The organism is Marinitoga sp. 1154, from assembly GCF_013363285.1.
GTDB lineage: Bacteria > Thermotogota > Thermotogae > Petrotogales > Petrotogaceae > Marinitoga.
Genome location: NZ_LBFB01000010.1, coordinates 24,906 through 41,238, shown reverse-complemented (window position 1 = coordinate 41,238; position 16,333 = coordinate 24,906). Strand labels below are relative to the sequence as shown.

The 16,333-nt window shown below is 27.3% G+C and carries 14 protein-coding genes; 7 read left to right on the top strand and 7 right to left on the bottom strand.

The features are described from left to right. Positions 1-4: 4 nt before the first annotated feature. On the bottom strand, positions 5-430 hold the full coding sequence (locus XO12_RS06155; RefSeq protein ID WP_047265414.1) for a MarR family winged helix-turn-helix transcriptional regulator: 426 nt from the start codon (positions 428-430) through the stop codon (positions 5-7). Positions 431-526: 96 nt separating this feature from the next. Continuing rightward, a complete protein-coding gene (locus XO12_RS06150; protein ID WP_156166122.1) occupies positions 527-1,165 on the bottom strand; it encodes a lactate utilization protein in 639 nt (212 codons plus the stop codon). A 225-nt stretch (positions 1,166-1,390) separates the two neighbouring features. Between XO12_RS06150 and alr the strand changes: the two genes are divergently transcribed. Genes alr through XO12_RS06130 form a run of 4 tightly spaced genes read left to right on the top strand, consistent with a single transcriptional unit; the run spans position 1,391 to position 6,665 of the window. Next, positions 1,391-2,497 carry an alanine racemase gene (alr, locus tag XO12_RS06145; protein ID WP_047265412.1) on the top strand — a complete coding sequence of 369 codons (1,107 nt, stop codon included), beginning with the start codon at positions 1,391-1,393 and terminating at the stop codon, positions 2,495-2,497. A gap of 1 nt (position 2,498) precedes the next feature. Continuing rightward, positions 2,499-3,536, top strand: a complete 1,038-nt coding sequence (locus XO12_RS06140; RefSeq protein WP_052913153.1) for a 3'-5' exoribonuclease YhaM family protein — start codon at positions 2,499-2,501, stop codon at positions 3,534-3,536. Further along, positions 3,536-5,779 carry a type I DNA topoisomerase gene (gene topA / locus XO12_RS06135; protein WP_175419909.1) on the top strand — a complete coding sequence of 748 codons (2,244 nt, stop codon included), beginning with the start codon at positions 3,536-3,538 and terminating at the stop codon, positions 5,777-5,779. Before XO12_RS06140 ends, topA begins: the two co-directional genes overlap by 1 nt. After that, complete coding sequence (locus XO12_RS06130) at positions 5,769-6,665, top strand: D-alanine--D-alanine ligase (RefSeq protein ID WP_047265410.1); 897 nt, start codon at positions 5,769-5,771, stop codon at positions 6,663-6,665. The genes topA and XO12_RS06130 overlap by 11 nt, the downstream gene beginning before the upstream one ends. Positions 6,666-6,675: 10 nt before the next feature. On the opposite strand, the gene XO12_RS06125 is transcribed toward XO12_RS06130, so the two are convergent. After that, a complete protein-coding gene (locus tag XO12_RS06125; protein WP_175419908.1) occupies positions 6,676-8,145 on the bottom strand; it encodes a GGDEF domain-containing protein in 1,470 nt (489 codons plus the stop codon). Positions 8,146-8,240: 95 nt separating this feature from the next. Between XO12_RS06125 and XO12_RS06120 the strand changes: the two genes are divergently transcribed. Genes XO12_RS06120 through prfB form a run of 3 tightly spaced genes read left to right on the top strand, consistent with a single transcriptional unit; the run spans position 8,241 to position 13,163 of the window. Further along, positions 8,241-9,593: a hypothetical protein gene (locus tag XO12_RS06120; protein ID WP_047265409.1), complete on the top strand. Its 1,353-nt coding sequence runs from the start codon at positions 8,241-8,243 to the stop codon at positions 9,591-9,593. 8 nt (positions 9,594-9,601) lie between these two features. Continuing rightward, complete coding sequence (secA, locus tag XO12_RS06115; RefSeq protein ID WP_047265408.1) at positions 9,602-12,052, top strand: preprotein translocase subunit SecA; 2,451 nt, start codon at positions 9,602-9,604, stop codon at positions 12,050-12,052. Positions 12,053-12,056: 4 nt separating this feature from the next. Then, positions 12,057-13,163 carry a peptide chain release factor 2 gene (gene prfB, locus XO12_RS06110; RefSeq protein ID WP_175419907.1) on the top strand — a complete coding sequence of 369 codons (1,107 nt, stop codon included), beginning with the start codon at positions 12,057-12,059 and terminating at the stop codon, positions 13,161-13,163. A 51-nt stretch (positions 13,164-13,214) separates the two neighbouring features. Here prfB and XO12_RS06105 read toward each other — a convergent pair whose 3' ends face one another. Genes XO12_RS06105 through XO12_RS06090 form a run of 4 tightly spaced genes read right to left on the bottom strand, consistent with a single transcriptional unit; the run spans position 13,215 to position 16,301 of the window. Then, on the bottom strand, positions 13,215-13,520 hold the full coding sequence (locus XO12_RS06105) for a nucleotidyltransferase domain-containing protein (RefSeq protein WP_175419906.1): 306 nt from the start codon (positions 13,518-13,520) through the stop codon (positions 13,215-13,217). Continuing rightward, positions 13,520-13,936, bottom strand: coding sequence for a nucleotidyltransferase substrate binding protein (locus XO12_RS06100; protein WP_175419922.1), 417 nt, complete (start codon positions 13,934-13,936; stop codon positions 13,520-13,522). The genes XO12_RS06105 and XO12_RS06100 overlap by 1 nt, the downstream gene beginning before the upstream one ends. A 17-nt stretch (positions 13,937-13,953) precedes the next feature. Then, positions 13,954-15,297 (bottom strand): hypothetical protein, encoded by a 1,344-nt coding sequence (locus tag XO12_RS06095; RefSeq protein WP_175419905.1) that lies wholly within the window; start codon positions 15,295-15,297, stop codon positions 13,954-13,956. Further along, positions 15,294-16,301: a bifunctional 5,10-methylenetetrahydrofolate dehydrogenase/5,10-methenyltetrahydrofolate cyclohydrolase gene (locus XO12_RS06090; RefSeq protein WP_175419904.1), complete on the bottom strand. Its 1,008-nt coding sequence runs from the start codon at positions 16,299-16,301 to the stop codon at positions 15,294-15,296. The genes XO12_RS06095 and XO12_RS06090 overlap by 4 nt, the downstream gene beginning before the upstream one ends. Between the last annotated feature and the right edge of the window lie 32 nt (positions 16,302-16,333).

Below are 16,333 nucleotides of genomic sequence, written 5' to 3'. Positions count from 1 at the left end.
GATCTCACTCTCCCTGAAAAATCTTTTTTAGTAATTTGAGCCCCTCTATAATTTTATTTATTTCTTTGTCAGAAATCTTACTCAGCTTTTCTTCTACTTTCTTTTGAATGTCAATATGACTTTTTTGGGTTGTTTTTTTAAACTTATCTGTAATTTCAATAAAAACTTTTCTTTTATCTTTTTCATCTCTTTTTCTTGTCACATATCCCTGTTTTTCTAGACGGTCAATTATTCCGGATACCGTGCTGTTTGATAATCCGAGTCTTCTACTCAAATCAGTAATTTTCATATTTCCATTTTTCATTAAAACTCCCATTAACATCCATTGTGAAGACGTTAAACCAATATCTTTAAATTGTTCAGATACGTATTTTTTTAAATCTTCTTTTAATTCTTTGATTAAAACTATAATTTCATATGATTTACTCAAAATATCACCTCATCAAAAATTATTTCGCATACGAATATTTCGTATGCGAAATAATTATAGTCTTAATATATTAAAATGTCTTTTCTATAATATTAATTATAATCCTAAATCTTCTTTTACCAGAATGATTTTAAATCTCCCGGGATGTCTTACTCCACTTTCAACTATAACCCTATGAACACAAATTCTTTGTGGAGACATACAATCATCGCATTTTCCCGTATATGTACATGGGGTATCGAAGTTCAATCTTTTTGAATTCATCGGAGAAATGTATTCTATTCTCTTATTGGCACTGTCTAAATCTGGAACTATTTTATTCATTCCTGCTATAATTATTACATATTTTGGGCCAAAAATCATTGGAGCCACTCTTGTTCCATTCCCATCTAATTGTACAATTTTTCCATCTTCTGTAATCGCATTAGCGCTGCATAAAAAGTAATCTGCTTTAAACATTTCAAAATAGATATTTTCTAATTCATCTTTTGACGCATTATATCTGTCCAGAAAATTGAATTTTCCACTTCTTAGAAATTTAAGAACATTACACTCGTTTAAAGTTAAACTTCCTCCAACAGCAACTTTAGAATTTTCTTTCATTATGGTATTTAATAATGGAACTACATCCTCTTTTTTTTCAACGAGATAAGCATCGTGTTTTTTGCGTTTTAGATTCTCTATAACCTTTTCACCTACTTTTTGATATTTCCAGTTATATAAATCTTTTCTCATAATCAACCTCCTCAAAAATGAAATTAAATATATTCCAGGATAATTATAACACTTGTTAGATATTAAATATGTAGGCATTTTCCTTGTAACTTTTTTTTAATATTTATACATTATTATTATATAGCTTTATATAAATTGTGGGATAATTAAAAAATTAATTTTTTAATCCAAAAGCTCGCAGCAGCGTGTATATTGCTGTAAGTGTATAACACCGGAGGTGCAAACATGTTTGATAGAAAAACTTTTGTGGAAATAAATATTAAAAACTATATTCATAATATAGAGCTGATTAAAGAAAAAGTAAAGACATCTGTTATTCCTGTTTTAAAGGCAGATGCTTATGGACATGGTGCTGTGAAATTATCAAAAGTTGTTTATGATATGGGAATTAAATTAATTGCGGTAGCTTTTTTAGGAGAAGGAATTAAAATAAAAAAAAGCGGTATAGATATAGAAACACTTGTTTTTAATTATGTTTCACCTGAATATATAAAAGAAAATATAGAAGGGTATATTTATACAATAGGTTCTTTGAAGCAATTAAAAGAACTTATAGATTATTTTGGGAAAGAAATAAAAAATATAAAATTTCATATAAATATAAATACAGGAATGAATAGAATGGGGATAAGCGAAGAAGAAATGGAAGATATAATCACATTAATAAAGGAATATAATATAAATATTCATGGAATATATTCACACTTTGCGACAGCGGATAATCTGGACGATTTTGTTAAAGAACAATATGATAAATTTGTAAATATTGTTAGTCATATTGAAAATTCAAATATCGATATCCCTATAAAGCATATTTGTAATTCAGCAGGAGCATTATTTTTCCCAGAATACGCACTGGATTATGTAAGACCTGGAATAGCAACATATGGTCTTCAACCATCAGATATAAAAAAAGAAAAAAAATTAAAGCCTGTTTTGCAATGGAAAAGTGTTGTTGCAAGAGTGGGGATTTTAAAGAAGAATGAAAGTGTAAGTTATGGCAGAACATATTTTTCAAAACAGAATATTCCTATAGCAACTATACCTGTTGGGTATGCCGATGGATATTTTAGACAATTATCGAATAAAGGTTATGTATTGATTCAAGGAAAAAAATGTAATATAATAGGAAGAGTTTGTATGGATCAGTTTGTAGTTGAAACTACACAGATTGAAAAAGTAAAATTGGGTGAAGAGGTTGTATTAATAGGAGAGCAAGAAAAAAGTTTTCTATATGCAGAAGATCTAGCAAGATTAGCTGGAACAATAAATTATGATATAACGTCAAAAATAACTAAAAGGGTTCCACGCATTTATATAGAGGAGGAATAATATGAAAAATGGTGGTATGAATCTTGGAGATTTATTAAGAGAAAAAGGCCAATTATCTGATGATTTAATAAATGATATATATATATCGGATTTAAAACCAAATGAAACTTATGAGATAGAAGGTAAAGTTTTAAGCAAAAGACTACAAACAACTAAAGATGGAAAAGAATTTCTGCTTTTTACAATAACTGATAAAACCGGGAGACTAAGAGCTATTGATTGGTTTAATGCAAGAGAAAATTCGGAAAAAATTAATATAGGTAATATTATAAGAATAAAAGGTAAAATAGTAGTTTTTGAAAATAGGCTTCAGCTAAATCTGGAGAAAAATTATAGTATATATATTTTAAAAGATTCTGAAATAAATTCGGAGAAATTCATAAAAACTTCTACTCAAAATGTGCAACATTTAAAGGATGAATTGATTAATTTTATAAATAATATAAAAAATATTCATATAAAAGAATTATTATCTTATATCTTTATTAAAGATAAGAATTTTGAAAAGGATTTTTCATACGCGCCTGCAGCAGTTAATGTTCATCATGCATATAAGCATGGATTATTAGAACATACTATAGATGTTGCTAAACTCTGTAATTCAATAGCAGAAAATTACAAAAATATTGTAAATAAAGACATACTTATAGCAGGAGCACTATTGCATGATATAGGAAAAACAAGAGAATATAAGATTACCCCAACAGGAATTGAAAAAACAGATGAAGGTGAATTAATAGGACATATAGCAATAGGGATTAATATGGTTTCTGAATATGCAAAGAAAATAAATAAATTTCCAAAGAAAATGCTTGATGAGATTCTTCATATGATAGCATCTCATCATGGAGAATTGGAATGGGGTAGTCCAATTGTTCCAAAAACACTGGAAGCATTTATTTTGCATTTTGCAGATAATTTAAGTTCAAAAATTGAGCAGGTTAGAAGTCATATTGAGGAGTCTAATAATGAACATTGGACTGAATATCATAAAAACCTGGGAAGAAAAATTAAAATTACGAATATGGAGGAAAAATAATGCCAAAAAAGATAAAAAATGTTGTTATAGTTGAATCTCCTGCGAAAGCAAAAACCATAGAAAAATATCTTGGATCCGATTATAAGGTTGTAGCTTCAAAAGGACATATAAGAGATCTTCCACAAAAGAAATTTGGAGTTGATATAGAAAAAGATTTCGAACCAGAATTTGAATTGATGCCAGGTAAGGAAAAGGTTGTAGCAGAGTTGAAAAAAGTAACAAAAGGGAAAAAAGTGTATCTTGCACCGGATATGGATAGAGAAGGTGAAGCTATAGCCTGGCATTTAAGTTATTTATTGGGATTAGATGAAGATGAAGAAAATAGAATAGTTTTTTCTGAGATTACAAAAGATACTATATTGGAAGCAATAAAATCTCCAAAAAAGATAGATGATAAAAAGGTCGGTGCACAATTGGCCAGAAGGATACTTGATAGAATAGTTGGGTATAAAATAAGTCCTATATTATGGAGGATTTTGAAAGATTATAACACAAGTGCTGGAAGGGTTCAATCTGCTGCACTAAAAATTCTGGTTGATAGAGAAAGGGCAATATTTAAATTTAAACCAAAAGAGTTTTATAAAATTTTTTTGAAATATATGGATCAGGATATACCATTAGTGAAGATAAATGGGAAAAAATATAAAAAAGAAAGTATTAATGAGAAGAAAAAATATGAAATATTAAAAGACCTAAAAGAAACAAACTTTTATATAGAAAAGGTTGAAGAAAAAGAAGCAAAAAGAAATCCTCCGCAACCATTTATAACCAGTACGTTACAACAAAGTGCTATATCAAAATTTGGATGGTCTTCGAAAAAAACCATGCAAATAGCTCAGAAGTTATATGAAGGTATAGAAACTGCTGATGGACCACTTGCATTTATTACATACATGCGTACAGATTCAACTAGAATATCGGAAGAAGCACAAAAAAAAGCTTTTAATTATTTAAACGAGAATTATGGCAAAGAATATACGGGGCATTTTAAGGTGAAAAAATCAAAGAAAAAGATTCAAGATGCACATGAAGCGATAAGACCAACAGATGTTTATATAGATCCTGCAAAAGCGAAAAAGTTAATTTCCGGTGATAATTTAAAATTATATACACTAATATGGAATAGGTTTATAGCTTCGCAATCAGCTCAATCGGTATATACAGAAAAGATATATACTATTATGGATGCATCGAAAAAATATACTTTTGAAGTTATAGGAAGGAAAAGAAAATTCGATGGATTTGAAAAATTCTGGTCTTCTTCTACAGGTGAAAAAGAATACGAATTACCTAAAAGCGGAGAATTAAAAAATATAGAATTGAAAACAGAAAAAGATGAAACAAAACCCCCATCAAGGTATACAGAGGCATCTTTAGTGAAAGAAATGGAATCAAAAGGAATAGGAAGACCTTCAACTTATGCTACTATAATAACGACACTGTTAAATAGAAAATATGTAGTAAAGGAAAAAAGTAATTTGATACCCACGCTTGTTGGGTTTATAGTTTCAGATTTGCTTGAAAAAAATTTTCCTGATATTGTTGATGTTAAATTCACAGCACATATGGAAGAAAAATTAGATAAAATTGAAATTGGAGAAACAAACTGGAAAAGTATTTTAAGCGAATTTTATAAGGATTTTGAAAAATTTTTAAATACAACAGAACAGAAAATGAAAGAAAAATCTCTAGATTTTTATTATAAATCCAATATAAAATGTTCTAAGTGTAATGTGGAAATGGAACTTCAATTTGGAAGATATGGTTTATTTTTAAAATGTCCAGAATGTGGTGAAAATAAAGGCCTTCCTAAAGGTGTATTGGGCGTAACTATTGATAATAATGTATATTTATCCGAGGATAATATTCTTCCTGAAAAAGGAAAAGAAGAAAAAACGGGTGATAAATGTCCTGAATGTGGTGGAGACCTGATAATAAAAAGTGGACGTTTTGGTAAATTTATAGCCTGCTCAAATTATCCAGATTGTAAATATACAGCTCCATTGCCCGCCAGGGGCAAATGTCCAAAATGTGGTAGTAAAGTTCATAAATTAAAGAGTAAAAAGGGGAAAATATATTTCAAATGTTCTGAATGTGGTGAAATGTTCTGGGACGAACCTTCAGATTATAGATGTCCTTCATGTAATGGCCCTTTGTTTTATAAGAAAAAAAACAAAGAGGAAATGTTATATTGTCCTGATGAAAAGAAATTTTTTAAAGAGAGTGAGTTGAATGAATTATAATATAGGATTAATATATGGCGGTAATTCAAATGAAAGAGAAATTTCAATATTAAGCGCTAAAAATGTTGAAAAAGCGTTAAAAAATCTGGGATATATGGTATCAAAATATGATTTAAAATATGATTTTGATAAATTTTTAAGAGAATATAAATACATAGATCTTGTATTTAATGTGGTTCATGGTTATGAAGGCGAAGATGGAACATTGCAAAAGATATTAGAGGAATTAAAGGTTAAATTTATAGGTTCCAATTCAAAAGTTTCTGAAAATACATTTGATAAATTATCTTTTATGCGATTTATTGAGAAGGATTTTTCTGTTCCGGCTTATATATCAACGAAGAAATTTATTAAACCGCCTTTTGATTTTCCTTTGATTATAAAACCAAGAAGAAGCGGATCCAGCTTGGGCATACATGTTTGTCACAATTATAAAGAATATAAAAAATTTCTTGAACATGAATTACAGGAATATAAAGAAATGTTGATTCAGGAATTTATAAAAGGAAAAGAAATATCTGTTAGTATAATAGAAAAAAATAAAGAAGTTATAGTATTACCAATACTTGAAATAAAGCCAAAAAAAGAATTTTACGATTATGAGGCTAAATATACAGAAGGTATGACCGAATTTGAAATTCCTGCAAAAATACCATTTGAATTGGAAAAAAAAATAAAAAAAGATTTTCAAAAAATATTCAGGTTAATGAAATTAAAGGATTTTGCAAGGATTGATGCAATAGTGAAAGGTGAAAATTATTATATTCTTGAAGTAAATACTATACCTGGTCTTACAAAATTAAGTGATTTGCCTCAATCAGCATATTCATATGGAATGTCTTTCGAAGAGCTTATAGAGATACTTATAAAAAATAAAATCAAGTAGCTCTTTTGAGCTACTTGATTTTAATTTGACCTTTTGAAGTTCTTTTTACATTATATAATAATTTGTCAGCAATTTTAATGCATTTATAAATTTTTTGACTATTTTTACATACAATTCCTCCACTGGAAAAAGAAGCTCCTGTTTTTTCTCTAAATTCGATATTTATTCTTCTGATAATTCTAAAAAGATTTATTTCATCAATATCATCTAAAATTAATAGAAATTCATCCCCTCCAAATCTGAAAGCTTTGTCTTCGCTTCTTATATTTTTAAAAATTATTTCTGATAATGTTTTAATGATTTCATCACCTTTATCATGTCCATGTGTATCATTTATTTCTTTAAAAAAATCTATATCTATAATTACAATACCAATCTTAGATTTTCCTGATAGAGTTAAAGATTCTATAAATTTGTCCAAACTCCTCCTGTTATAAAATCCGGTTAAAAAATCTTGTTGTGCTTCAAATTTTAAAGTGTCAATAAATAATTTATTTTCCCATAATACAGTAGTTTGTTTGGAAAAATAATCCAAAATATATAATTGTTCATTTGAAATTGGTTTGTGATTAAATCTGTTATCAACCAATATAAAACCAAAATCTTTATTTTCACTCTTTAAAGAACAAATGGCGCATTCTCCTATTATATCTAATTCTTTTACTAATTTTTTTGGAAGCGCCGATGCAGGTATAGTTGTTGCAGTATCATAATCTAAAAATTCTTTAAATAATTTATATTTAAATATAGTATATTTACTTAATTTAAAATTTTTAATTCTTTTTTCCAATGAAGAAAAATATGCTTTTTGTTTAAAATTTTTTATTATATCTTTAAAGCTATAATTGTTTTTCTCCAGTTGTTCCCAAATTAGGTGAGCTTCTTTTTCATCAGCGCTTCCAAGTGCTCTTAAAACCACATAAGTATCGTCTTTTTTTTGAAATAAAATAGCTCTATTAAAATTACCACCAAAATTCATTGTGATAACAGTTAAATATATATAAATTAATTTATTGATATCGGTGTCTTTTTTGGTAGCTTCTTCTAAGAATTCTTTTGAGTTTAACATTATATAAGATAATGCACTGCTTTTTAATAAAATATGTATAATTTCAAGTGATATGAACTGCGAAGCATTTAGGATAATATAGTGAAGGATATCGCTCTCTGTTTTGATTAATAAATCATTATTAAAAATTATATTTTTGTCTTTGTAGCTGAAACAAACCTTTTGATTTTTAGGGCTGTGTGTTATGAATATGTTTCTTAAATTTAGCATTTTAAATTTTCCTGATAAATTGATTATTTTATATATGTTTTCTGGTACAAATGCTGGGTTTTCCGATATATATATATCAATATCTATTAAATCTATAAATTTGCTTAAATTTTCTATTAAAAAGAAAAAACCTATGTCAAATTTTGAATTCATAATATGCTTTTTATATTTTTTTAATTTTTCCATAGTTGTATTATCCATATTATCACCTTAATTGTAAAAATATTTTTAATAAAAAAATATTTTAAAAAACTTTTTCTGATATAATTTATTATATCAGAAAATGAGGTGATTTAATGAAAAAAATATTGTTAATATTTTTCCTGTTGATTCAGATATTAATTTATTCTTATAAGATACTGGATAATTTTGATTTATACATATATTTTAATAATCCTAAAGCATTTTATTATAAATTATTCAACAATATATCATTTTTTAGATATTTATATTCAAAAGAAGGAGCTGGTCAGGAATCACTGTATGATTATTTATCAAAAAATCTGGGTAATGATGAAAAGGGAGATATAAATCAATTGATTTCTTCTAATTTTCTCATAATTTCAAAGAAATCATACAATATTGAAGATTTTTTCTGGATAAATCCTGTTCAGGATATAATAAAATTTCTTAAAAAGTTTAATGGTTATATAATAACTGATTACAATAATCGGGAAAAGTTAATTAATTTGATAAAAAATCTTTTTAGTTATGAGGTAGAATATATTAAACAGACAGGTGAATATTTAATAAAAGAGCTCAATTTAAAAGTCTATTTTATAGGGGGACATACTATATTTTATAATGATTATATATCTTTAGAGAAGATATTTGAGTTGTTGGATGATTTTAATTTAATAAAATCGAACATAAAAGATAATATTTATATATCATTTAAAAATCAGAAGTTTAATTATTTAGTTGAACCATTCCAGAAATTATATATGTCAAAATATTCTGATAATATTTCTGGAAATGTAAAAATAAATTATTATAATAAAGAAATTATTTTTGATGTAGAGAGTTCATTAAAAATAATAAGCGTATCAAGATTTGATAAAAATTATAAAATTTTTGGAGATTCATTAATTTACCTGAATTTAAATGCGATATCGGAGGTTTATAATATTACTTCAAAGATATTTTCGCCTATAGACGAATATTCTCGTAACTCATTAATGTATATTTTAAAATCGATCAAATATGAGGGGAATATATATTTGAGTGAATATTTTTCCAGAAAAGGTGATGGTATTTCTGTAATTATTCCTGGAGAAGTGTTTCTTGACAAAATAGAAGATAAAATGAAAAAATGGGGAATAGAAAGAAAAACTCTTGGGAACTATTTTTATTATTCTATTTATTATAAAAATATTGGTTCTGCTGTATATTTATATGTAAACAAAAATAGTATGATAATATCTTCAATAGCTCCGTCTTTGATGAAATATTTAATAGTTAGTTCAAAAAAGTTTTCAAATTTAAGAATTTTCGATTCAAATGATATTCCGGACAATATTTTGTATATATGGTATTCAAATATAAATGCGTTTTTTGAAGAATTTATAGGAAATTCTGTGCCGGGGGAATTTATAATAATTAATGCATCAGATAATAATAGATTTATAGAAAAAATAATATTAAGGTAGGTGTTTATATGAGTATATTAGCAAAGATTTTCGATAAAAACAAAAGGGTTTTGAATAAATATAAAAAGATTGTAGAAAAAATCAATTTATTGGAAGATACCCTGGAAAAACTAACGGATGAAGAATTAAAAAATAAAACAGATGAATTTAAAGAAAGATTGAAAAATGGAGAAACTGTTGATGATTTATTGGTAGAAGCCTTTGCTGTAGTAAGAGAAACATCTAAAAGAGTTTTAAAAATGAGGCATTTTGATGTTCAATTAATGGGAGGTATTGCATTACACGAAGGTAATATAGCAGAAATGAAAACAGGTGAAGGTAAAACATTGGTTGCGACATTACCGGTATATTTAAATGCGTTGAGTGGAAAAGGTGTACATCTTGCAACACATAATGATTATCTGGCAAAAAGGGATGCACAATGGATGGGACCAGTATATAAATTTTTAGGTTTAAGTGTCGGGTTTATTCAAGCTGGAATGGAAAACGAAGATAGAAAAAAAGCATATCAATGCGATGTTACTTATGGAACAGCAAATGAATTTGGATTTGATTATTTAAGAGATAACCTTGTATATGATTTAAAAGATAAGGTTCAAAGAGGTCATCATTATGTAATAGTTGATGAAGCAGATAGCATATTAATAGATGAAGCAAGAACACCATTGATAATATCCGGGCCATCAGATACTCCATCACATCTTTATACTAAATTTGCATCAATAGCAAGAAAATTAAGAAAAGATGAAGATTTTACGCTGGATGAAAAAAGTAAGGCTGTAATTTTAACTGATGATGGTATAGCAAGATTGGAAAAGATGCTTGGAATAGAAAATTTATATGATCCTAAAAATATACATTTCTTATTTCATACATTAAATGCATTAAAAGCCTTACACTATTTTAAAAGAGATAAAGATTATATTATTCAAAATGGCGAGATTATAATAGTTGATGAATTTACTGGAAGATTGATGCAGGGAAGAAGATATTCTGAAGGATTGCATCAGGCAATTGAAGCCAAAGAAGGAGTTAAAGTCAAAGAAGAATCATTAACATATGCAACGATAACATTTCAAAATTATTTTAGAATGTATGAGAAATTAGCTGGTATGACAGGTACTGCAAAAACTGAAGAAGATGAATTCAAACAAATTTACAATTGTGAGGTTGTTGTAATACCAACAAATAAGCCGGTAATAAGAAAAGATAAAAATGATTTAATATATAAAACACAAAAGGAAAAGTGGAATGCTGTAGTAAAAGAAATAAGGGATAGGCATAAAAAAGGGCAACCAATGCTGGTTGGTACAACTTCTATAGAAACAAGTGAATTGTTGAGTCATATGTTAAAAAAAGAAGGAATTCCTCATAATGTATTAAATGCAAAATATCATGAAAAAGAAGCTGAAATTATTGCTCAAGCAGGACAAAAAGGTATGATAACAATAGCCACAAATATGGCAGGTAGAGGAACTGATATTAAATTAGGTGAAGGTGTTGTAGAATTAGGTGGATTATATGTATTAGGGACTGAAAGACATGAAAGTAGGAGAATTGACAATCAGTTGATAGGTCGTTCTGGAAGGCAGGGAGATCCAGGCGAATCAAGATTTTTCCTTTCTTTTGAGGATGATTTATTAAGATTATTTGGTGGCGATAAATTAAAAAATATAATGAATACTTTAAAAATTGAAGATGGACAACCTATTGAACATTCGTTGCTGAGTAAAATAATAAGAGATGCGCAGAAAAGAGTAGAAGGAATACATTTTTCTATAAGAAAAAGACTTTTTGAACTCGATTCTATTATGGATTATCAAAGATCATCAATATATTCTCATAGGGATTGGATATTAGGACAGGAAGATTATGATGAACATTTAAAGGAAATATTTGAGGATGTTGTCGATAGACTTGTTGAATCTTCCATAAATGAAGAGGAATTTGTGGATAAAGAAGAATTAATGAAAAAATTGCAGATGTTTGGTGTAGTTGAAAAGGTAGAATATGACAGTATTGAAGAATGTAAGGATAAGGTATTTAAAATATTATGGGATAAATATCGTTCAAAAAAGAATGATTTTGGAGATGAGTTCCAGAGAATAGCTAAATTTATAATGCTCAGAATAATTGATGAAAGATGGAGGAAACATCTTGAAGCAACAGAGCATTTAAAAGAGGCCGTTAGTTTAAGAGCCTATGGGCAAAAAGATCCGGCAATGGAATTTAAAAAGGAATCATATATTCTATTTGAAGAATTAATAAGTAATATATATGATGACACTGTTTCTTACTTGTTAAGAATAATAAAAGTGGATACATCAAAAGAAGAGGAGGAAACAAAAAAGAAGATACATCAATTGAATTTTGTTCATAATGATACAAGTGTAATAAATAGAGCAGAAAAAAGAAAAGAGAAAAAGAAAACTCATAAGAGAATTAGAATAAAGAGGTGAAAAAATGCTTGATTATGAAGTTAAGGTAAAAATTGATGAATTACATGAGAAATTTAAAAATCTTCAGAATCTTTTTGATATAAATAAAACAAATTCGAGAATAAATGAGTTGGAAAAAAATATGACAGATCCGGATTTCTGGAATGATCAAAGACGTGCAGAAAAAATATCGAGAGAATTACAACACTTAAAGAATGAAAGAGAAGAATTTGAAAATCTCCAATCTTTATTTGAAGATCTTCAGGTTGCTATAGAATTTAGTGAGGAAGACCCTTCAATGGATGAACAGGCTCTTGAAATACTTAAAGAAATAGAAACAAAGGTAAAAAGTTTTGAACTGGCAATGTTATTATCTGGAAAATATGACTCAAATAATGTATTTTTAACGATTCATCCAGGAGCAGGAGGGACAGAATCACATGATTGGGCAGATATGTTACTTAGAATGTATACAAGATGGGCAGAAAAGAATTCATATAAAATAGAGATAATAGATTATTTGCCTGGTGATGAAGCCGGAATAAAAAGTGTTACAATAAAGATAAATGGATCCTTTGTTTATGGAAAATTAAAATACGAATCAGGAGTTCATAGATTAGTTAGAGTTTCTCCTTTTGATGCTGCAAATAGGAGACACACTTCCTTTGCATCCGTTTCAGTAACTCCAGAATTAGATGAAGATATTGATATAGAAATAAGACCAGATGATTTAAAAATAGATACTTATAGAGCTGGAGGTGCAGGAGGACAACATGTTAATAAAACAGACTCTGCTGTTAGAATAACTCATTTACCTACAGGTATTGTGGTTGCCTGTCAAAATGAGCGATCTCAACATCAGAATAAAGCAACAGCCTTGCAAATTTTAAAAGCCAGACTTTTTGAACTTGAAATGAAAAAGAAAATGGAAGAAAAATTAAAGTTAATGGGTGATATGAAGGATATATCATGGGGAAATCAAATAAGATCTTATGTGTTGTATCCTTATAAAATGGTTAAGGATCATAGAACAAATTACGAAACATCAAACGCTGATGCTGTATTAGATGGTGATTTAGATGGATTTATAGAAGCAGAACTTCTGTATTTTGCAAAATTAAATAAAGAATAATTATAAAATATGGCCGTGGTTCATGGCCATATTTTACTTATGAAAATTTAATCAATCTCTTTTATATAAAATCTTACCAACACTATCTATATGCTCTTTTAGTTCTTTGCTATCTATTTTATTATAAATTATTAAATCTATTCCATATGGAATTTCAAGTTTTTCAATTTCAACCTGAATTGAGATAATATCATTTATGTTTAGATCTTCTCCATATAGTGCTATATCTATATCCGAACCATTTTTAAAAATTTCCTTTGCTCTTGAGCCAAATAAAACAACCTTTTTTATTTTTTTGTTGTTAGAAAATATTTTAATAAGATCTTTCCAGAGCTTTTCTTTTATTCCAAATTTCATTAATCCTCATTCCTTTTTAAACTTTCTAATTTTTGAATTAATTTTTTAAATTCATCATAATAAAGATTAATAATTAAATCAACTATTTCATCTGCTGTACTTTCGTCATAAGTATGGCTCGTCAAATTTCTACTTAATATCATTTTCATCCATATATCTCCATTAATTATAATCCCATTTTTAAAAACTTCTCTTATCGCATCTCTTGAACCATATATATTAAAGTTTCCTTTATTCTCAAAAAAATCTTTCAATATTTTCCAGGCTAATTCATGTGTATATTCAAAACTTTGAATTAATCCTTGCTTTTCCAATATAGAAAGCTCTCTTTCTTTTGAAAGCTTAACTGCATTACTTAATTGATTCAAAACTTTTTTAAAATTTTTAAATCTTTGAATCCATCTAATGTCTTTCATTATTTTCACCTATATACTTAAAATCTATATTCCGCCCCAATATTAAAGTTATAATAAAATTCATCCTTATTTGATGGTTTAAACATTTTCATATCATAATTGTCGCTTTCTGAGGTATCCACAAGTTCTAATTTGTTTTTCGTATATCTCAAATTCATACTATTAAATATTTTTAATCCATAAAAAGGATAATCAACTTTTAAATTAAAATCATATTTATGCTCTAATATTTTATCATCTAAAAATTTTGTTCCCTGACCTCCTTCTGTCCATGTTGTATATTCTCCCCATGGATTTGCCGGTGATTTACTTCCAGAAATAACATATTCAAAACTTCCATTTATATTCATATTTTGAATTTTATTTTCATATGTCGCCATAAACGCTATATTGTTTTCACCATTATAATATCCTATATAATTCTCTTCATTAGGTATTGTTTTCCCATTAATATCAACATCAGGATAATATGTATATCCATAATATTTATTTGTTCCATTTCCAGACGGTTGAAAGGTATATTTGGTAGATCCTGCACTGTATAATCCAAATGCACCATACTTTGTTTTTATTTTACCTCCAAAACTCCATGCGATTTTATCCGGATTTTGGTAAGCCTCTGGATCTAAAATTCTATTTGCATTTATATCATCAACCAAAATTTGACCATAATAATAAAGGTTTTCATTTTTATAGTCTAACATAAACCCTATTATTGAATTTGCGTTATATCCATGATACCATGGTTTTCCAGAAGATATATTTACATATTGAACAAAAAAGTTTGGTATTACATTTAAAAAATATTCTATATCAAATGCTGTATTTACATAAACGGCTGATTCTTCATATGCAAATCTAAAGTTCCCAAATTTTATTCCGTACGTTTTAAAATTTGCTCCTCTATCTTTATAACCCAGTTGAGACTGCCTGTTTAATTCAATATATCTTGTTTCATAAAAAAACGATTCATCTTCATAATTGAAATCTATAATAACAGATGATAATCCTTTAGAGGAAATGTACAATGAATATGGTGAATCTACAATATCATAATGTTGCAATCGTCCAAATCTTAATTTATAATTGTCAAAATCAATAGAAACTCCACCATTTTTCATATAGAAATAATAGCCTTCATAAAAAGCATTTTCTAACCCGCTTAAATTGTATTTGTCATCATTATAAGCATTTAATTCTCCTAAAAAATTAAAACCTTTAAAATCATGTGTAACTTTAAAAGTAAAACCTTGAAATGATTTTATATTATTCATATTATTGTCCATTCGTAACGAAAAATTAAAACCATAAGTTATTAAAGAAATTGCAGTAATTAATATAATAAGAATACTTTTCTTCAACTTAAATCCCCGCCTTTTGAATATTTTTTTTCAAAATTCTTTAACTCTCTTAAATCATTTTCTGGCAATTTTCTGTTCACAAGATAAAAAAGGTTAGAAATTAGTCTGTGCAATGTCATATCATTTATTCTATTTCCTTTTTTTACTAAATTCCATTTTGGAGAAATTTTAAAAACTTTATCGAACACATCAGGATATTCAAAATTTCCTTCGAAAGCTATATCAAAAACAATAGAATTTCCTGGTATATATTTTGTTGGTATTCTAAATTTTTCTGAAGGAACAGCAGAAATAATTATATCAGAAATAGAAACAAATTTCATAATATCCTCATAATCTGTATATTTTTGACAAACTCTAACACTTGCGTTTTCATTTAACATCATCAAAGCAAGAGACCTTCCAACAGCAAGAGAATCATTAATAACTACAATTTTTTTACCTTCTAATTTGAACGGATTTTCAAATAAATTATCTGGGTATATTCCGTTAATTTTAAAATAATTTTCATAAACCAAATAATTTCTTTTTAATACATATAATATTCCTTTCGCAGTAGGAGGTATAACCAATTTTCTTAAATTCTCATTGTCACTATAAAATTCATGTTGAACCAGATACCCCATATATTCGTGATTTAATCCCTCAACATCTTTTTCGATGGACACTAAATTCATAAAATAGGTATCTTTTATATTAAATGGAGTGGGATACATGACAATAATACCGTGAGTATTATTGTCATTATTATAATACATAATTTTTTTCTCCAATTCTAATTTGCTCGAAACATTATCAAGAACAAAATTTATATTGTATTTTTTACAGATATTCTTAATTCCTTTTGCGTAAGAAATACTTCCAGCATCATCAGAAGTCAATATGCAGGTTAACTGAGGTATAATATTATTTTTTTTGTATAATTCGATATTTTTTTTAAAAATTGGCTCATCAAAAGTACGAATTAAATATGCGATATCGAATAATTTATTTTTGAAATCCATCACCCCCAAAACTTTTTTGAAAATTTTAATAA

Bases quoted from the DNA above. Each gene is read 5' to 3' on its own strand.
- XO12_RS06150 (WP_156166122.1), bottom strand. From the start codon at position 1,165: ATGAGAAAAGATTTATATAACTGGAAATATCAAAAAGTAGGTGAAAAG.
- alr (WP_047265412.1), top strand. From the start codon at position 1,391: ATGTTTGATAGAAAAACTTTTGTGGAAATAAATATTAAAAACTATATT.
- XO12_RS06140 (WP_052913153.1), top strand. From the start codon at position 2,499: ATGAAAAATGGTGGTATGAATCTTGGAGATTTATTAAGAGAAAAAGGC.
- topA (WP_175419909.1), top strand. From the start codon at position 3,536: ATGCCAAAAAAGATAAAAAATGTTGTTATAGTTGAATCTCCTGCGAAA.
- XO12_RS06130 (WP_047265410.1), top strand. From the start codon at position 5,769: ATGAATTATAATATAGGATTAATATATGGCGGTAATTCAAATGAAAGA.
- XO12_RS06125 (WP_175419908.1), bottom strand. From the start codon at position 8,145: ATGGATAATACAACTATGGAAAAATTAAAAAAATATAAAAAGCATATT.
- XO12_RS06120 (WP_047265409.1), top strand. From the start codon at position 8,241: ATGAAAAAAATATTGTTAATATTTTTCCTGTTGATTCAGATATTAATT.
- secA (WP_047265408.1), top strand. From the start codon at position 9,602: ATGAGTATATTAGCAAAGATTTTCGATAAAAACAAAAGGGTTTTGAAT.
- prfB (WP_175419907.1), top strand. From the start codon at position 12,057: ATGCTTGATTATGAAGTTAAGGTAAAAATTGATGAATTACATGAGAAA.
- XO12_RS06105 (WP_175419906.1), bottom strand. From the start codon at position 13,520: ATGAAATTTGGAATAAAAGAAAAGCTCTGGAAAGATCTTATTAAAATA.
- XO12_RS06100 (WP_175419922.1), bottom strand. From the start codon at position 13,936: ATGAAAGACATTAGATGGATTCAAAGATTTAAAAATTTTAAAAAAGTT.
- XO12_RS06090 (WP_175419904.1), bottom strand. From the start codon at position 16,301: ATGGATTTCAAAAATAAATTATTCGATATCGCATATTTAATTCGTACT.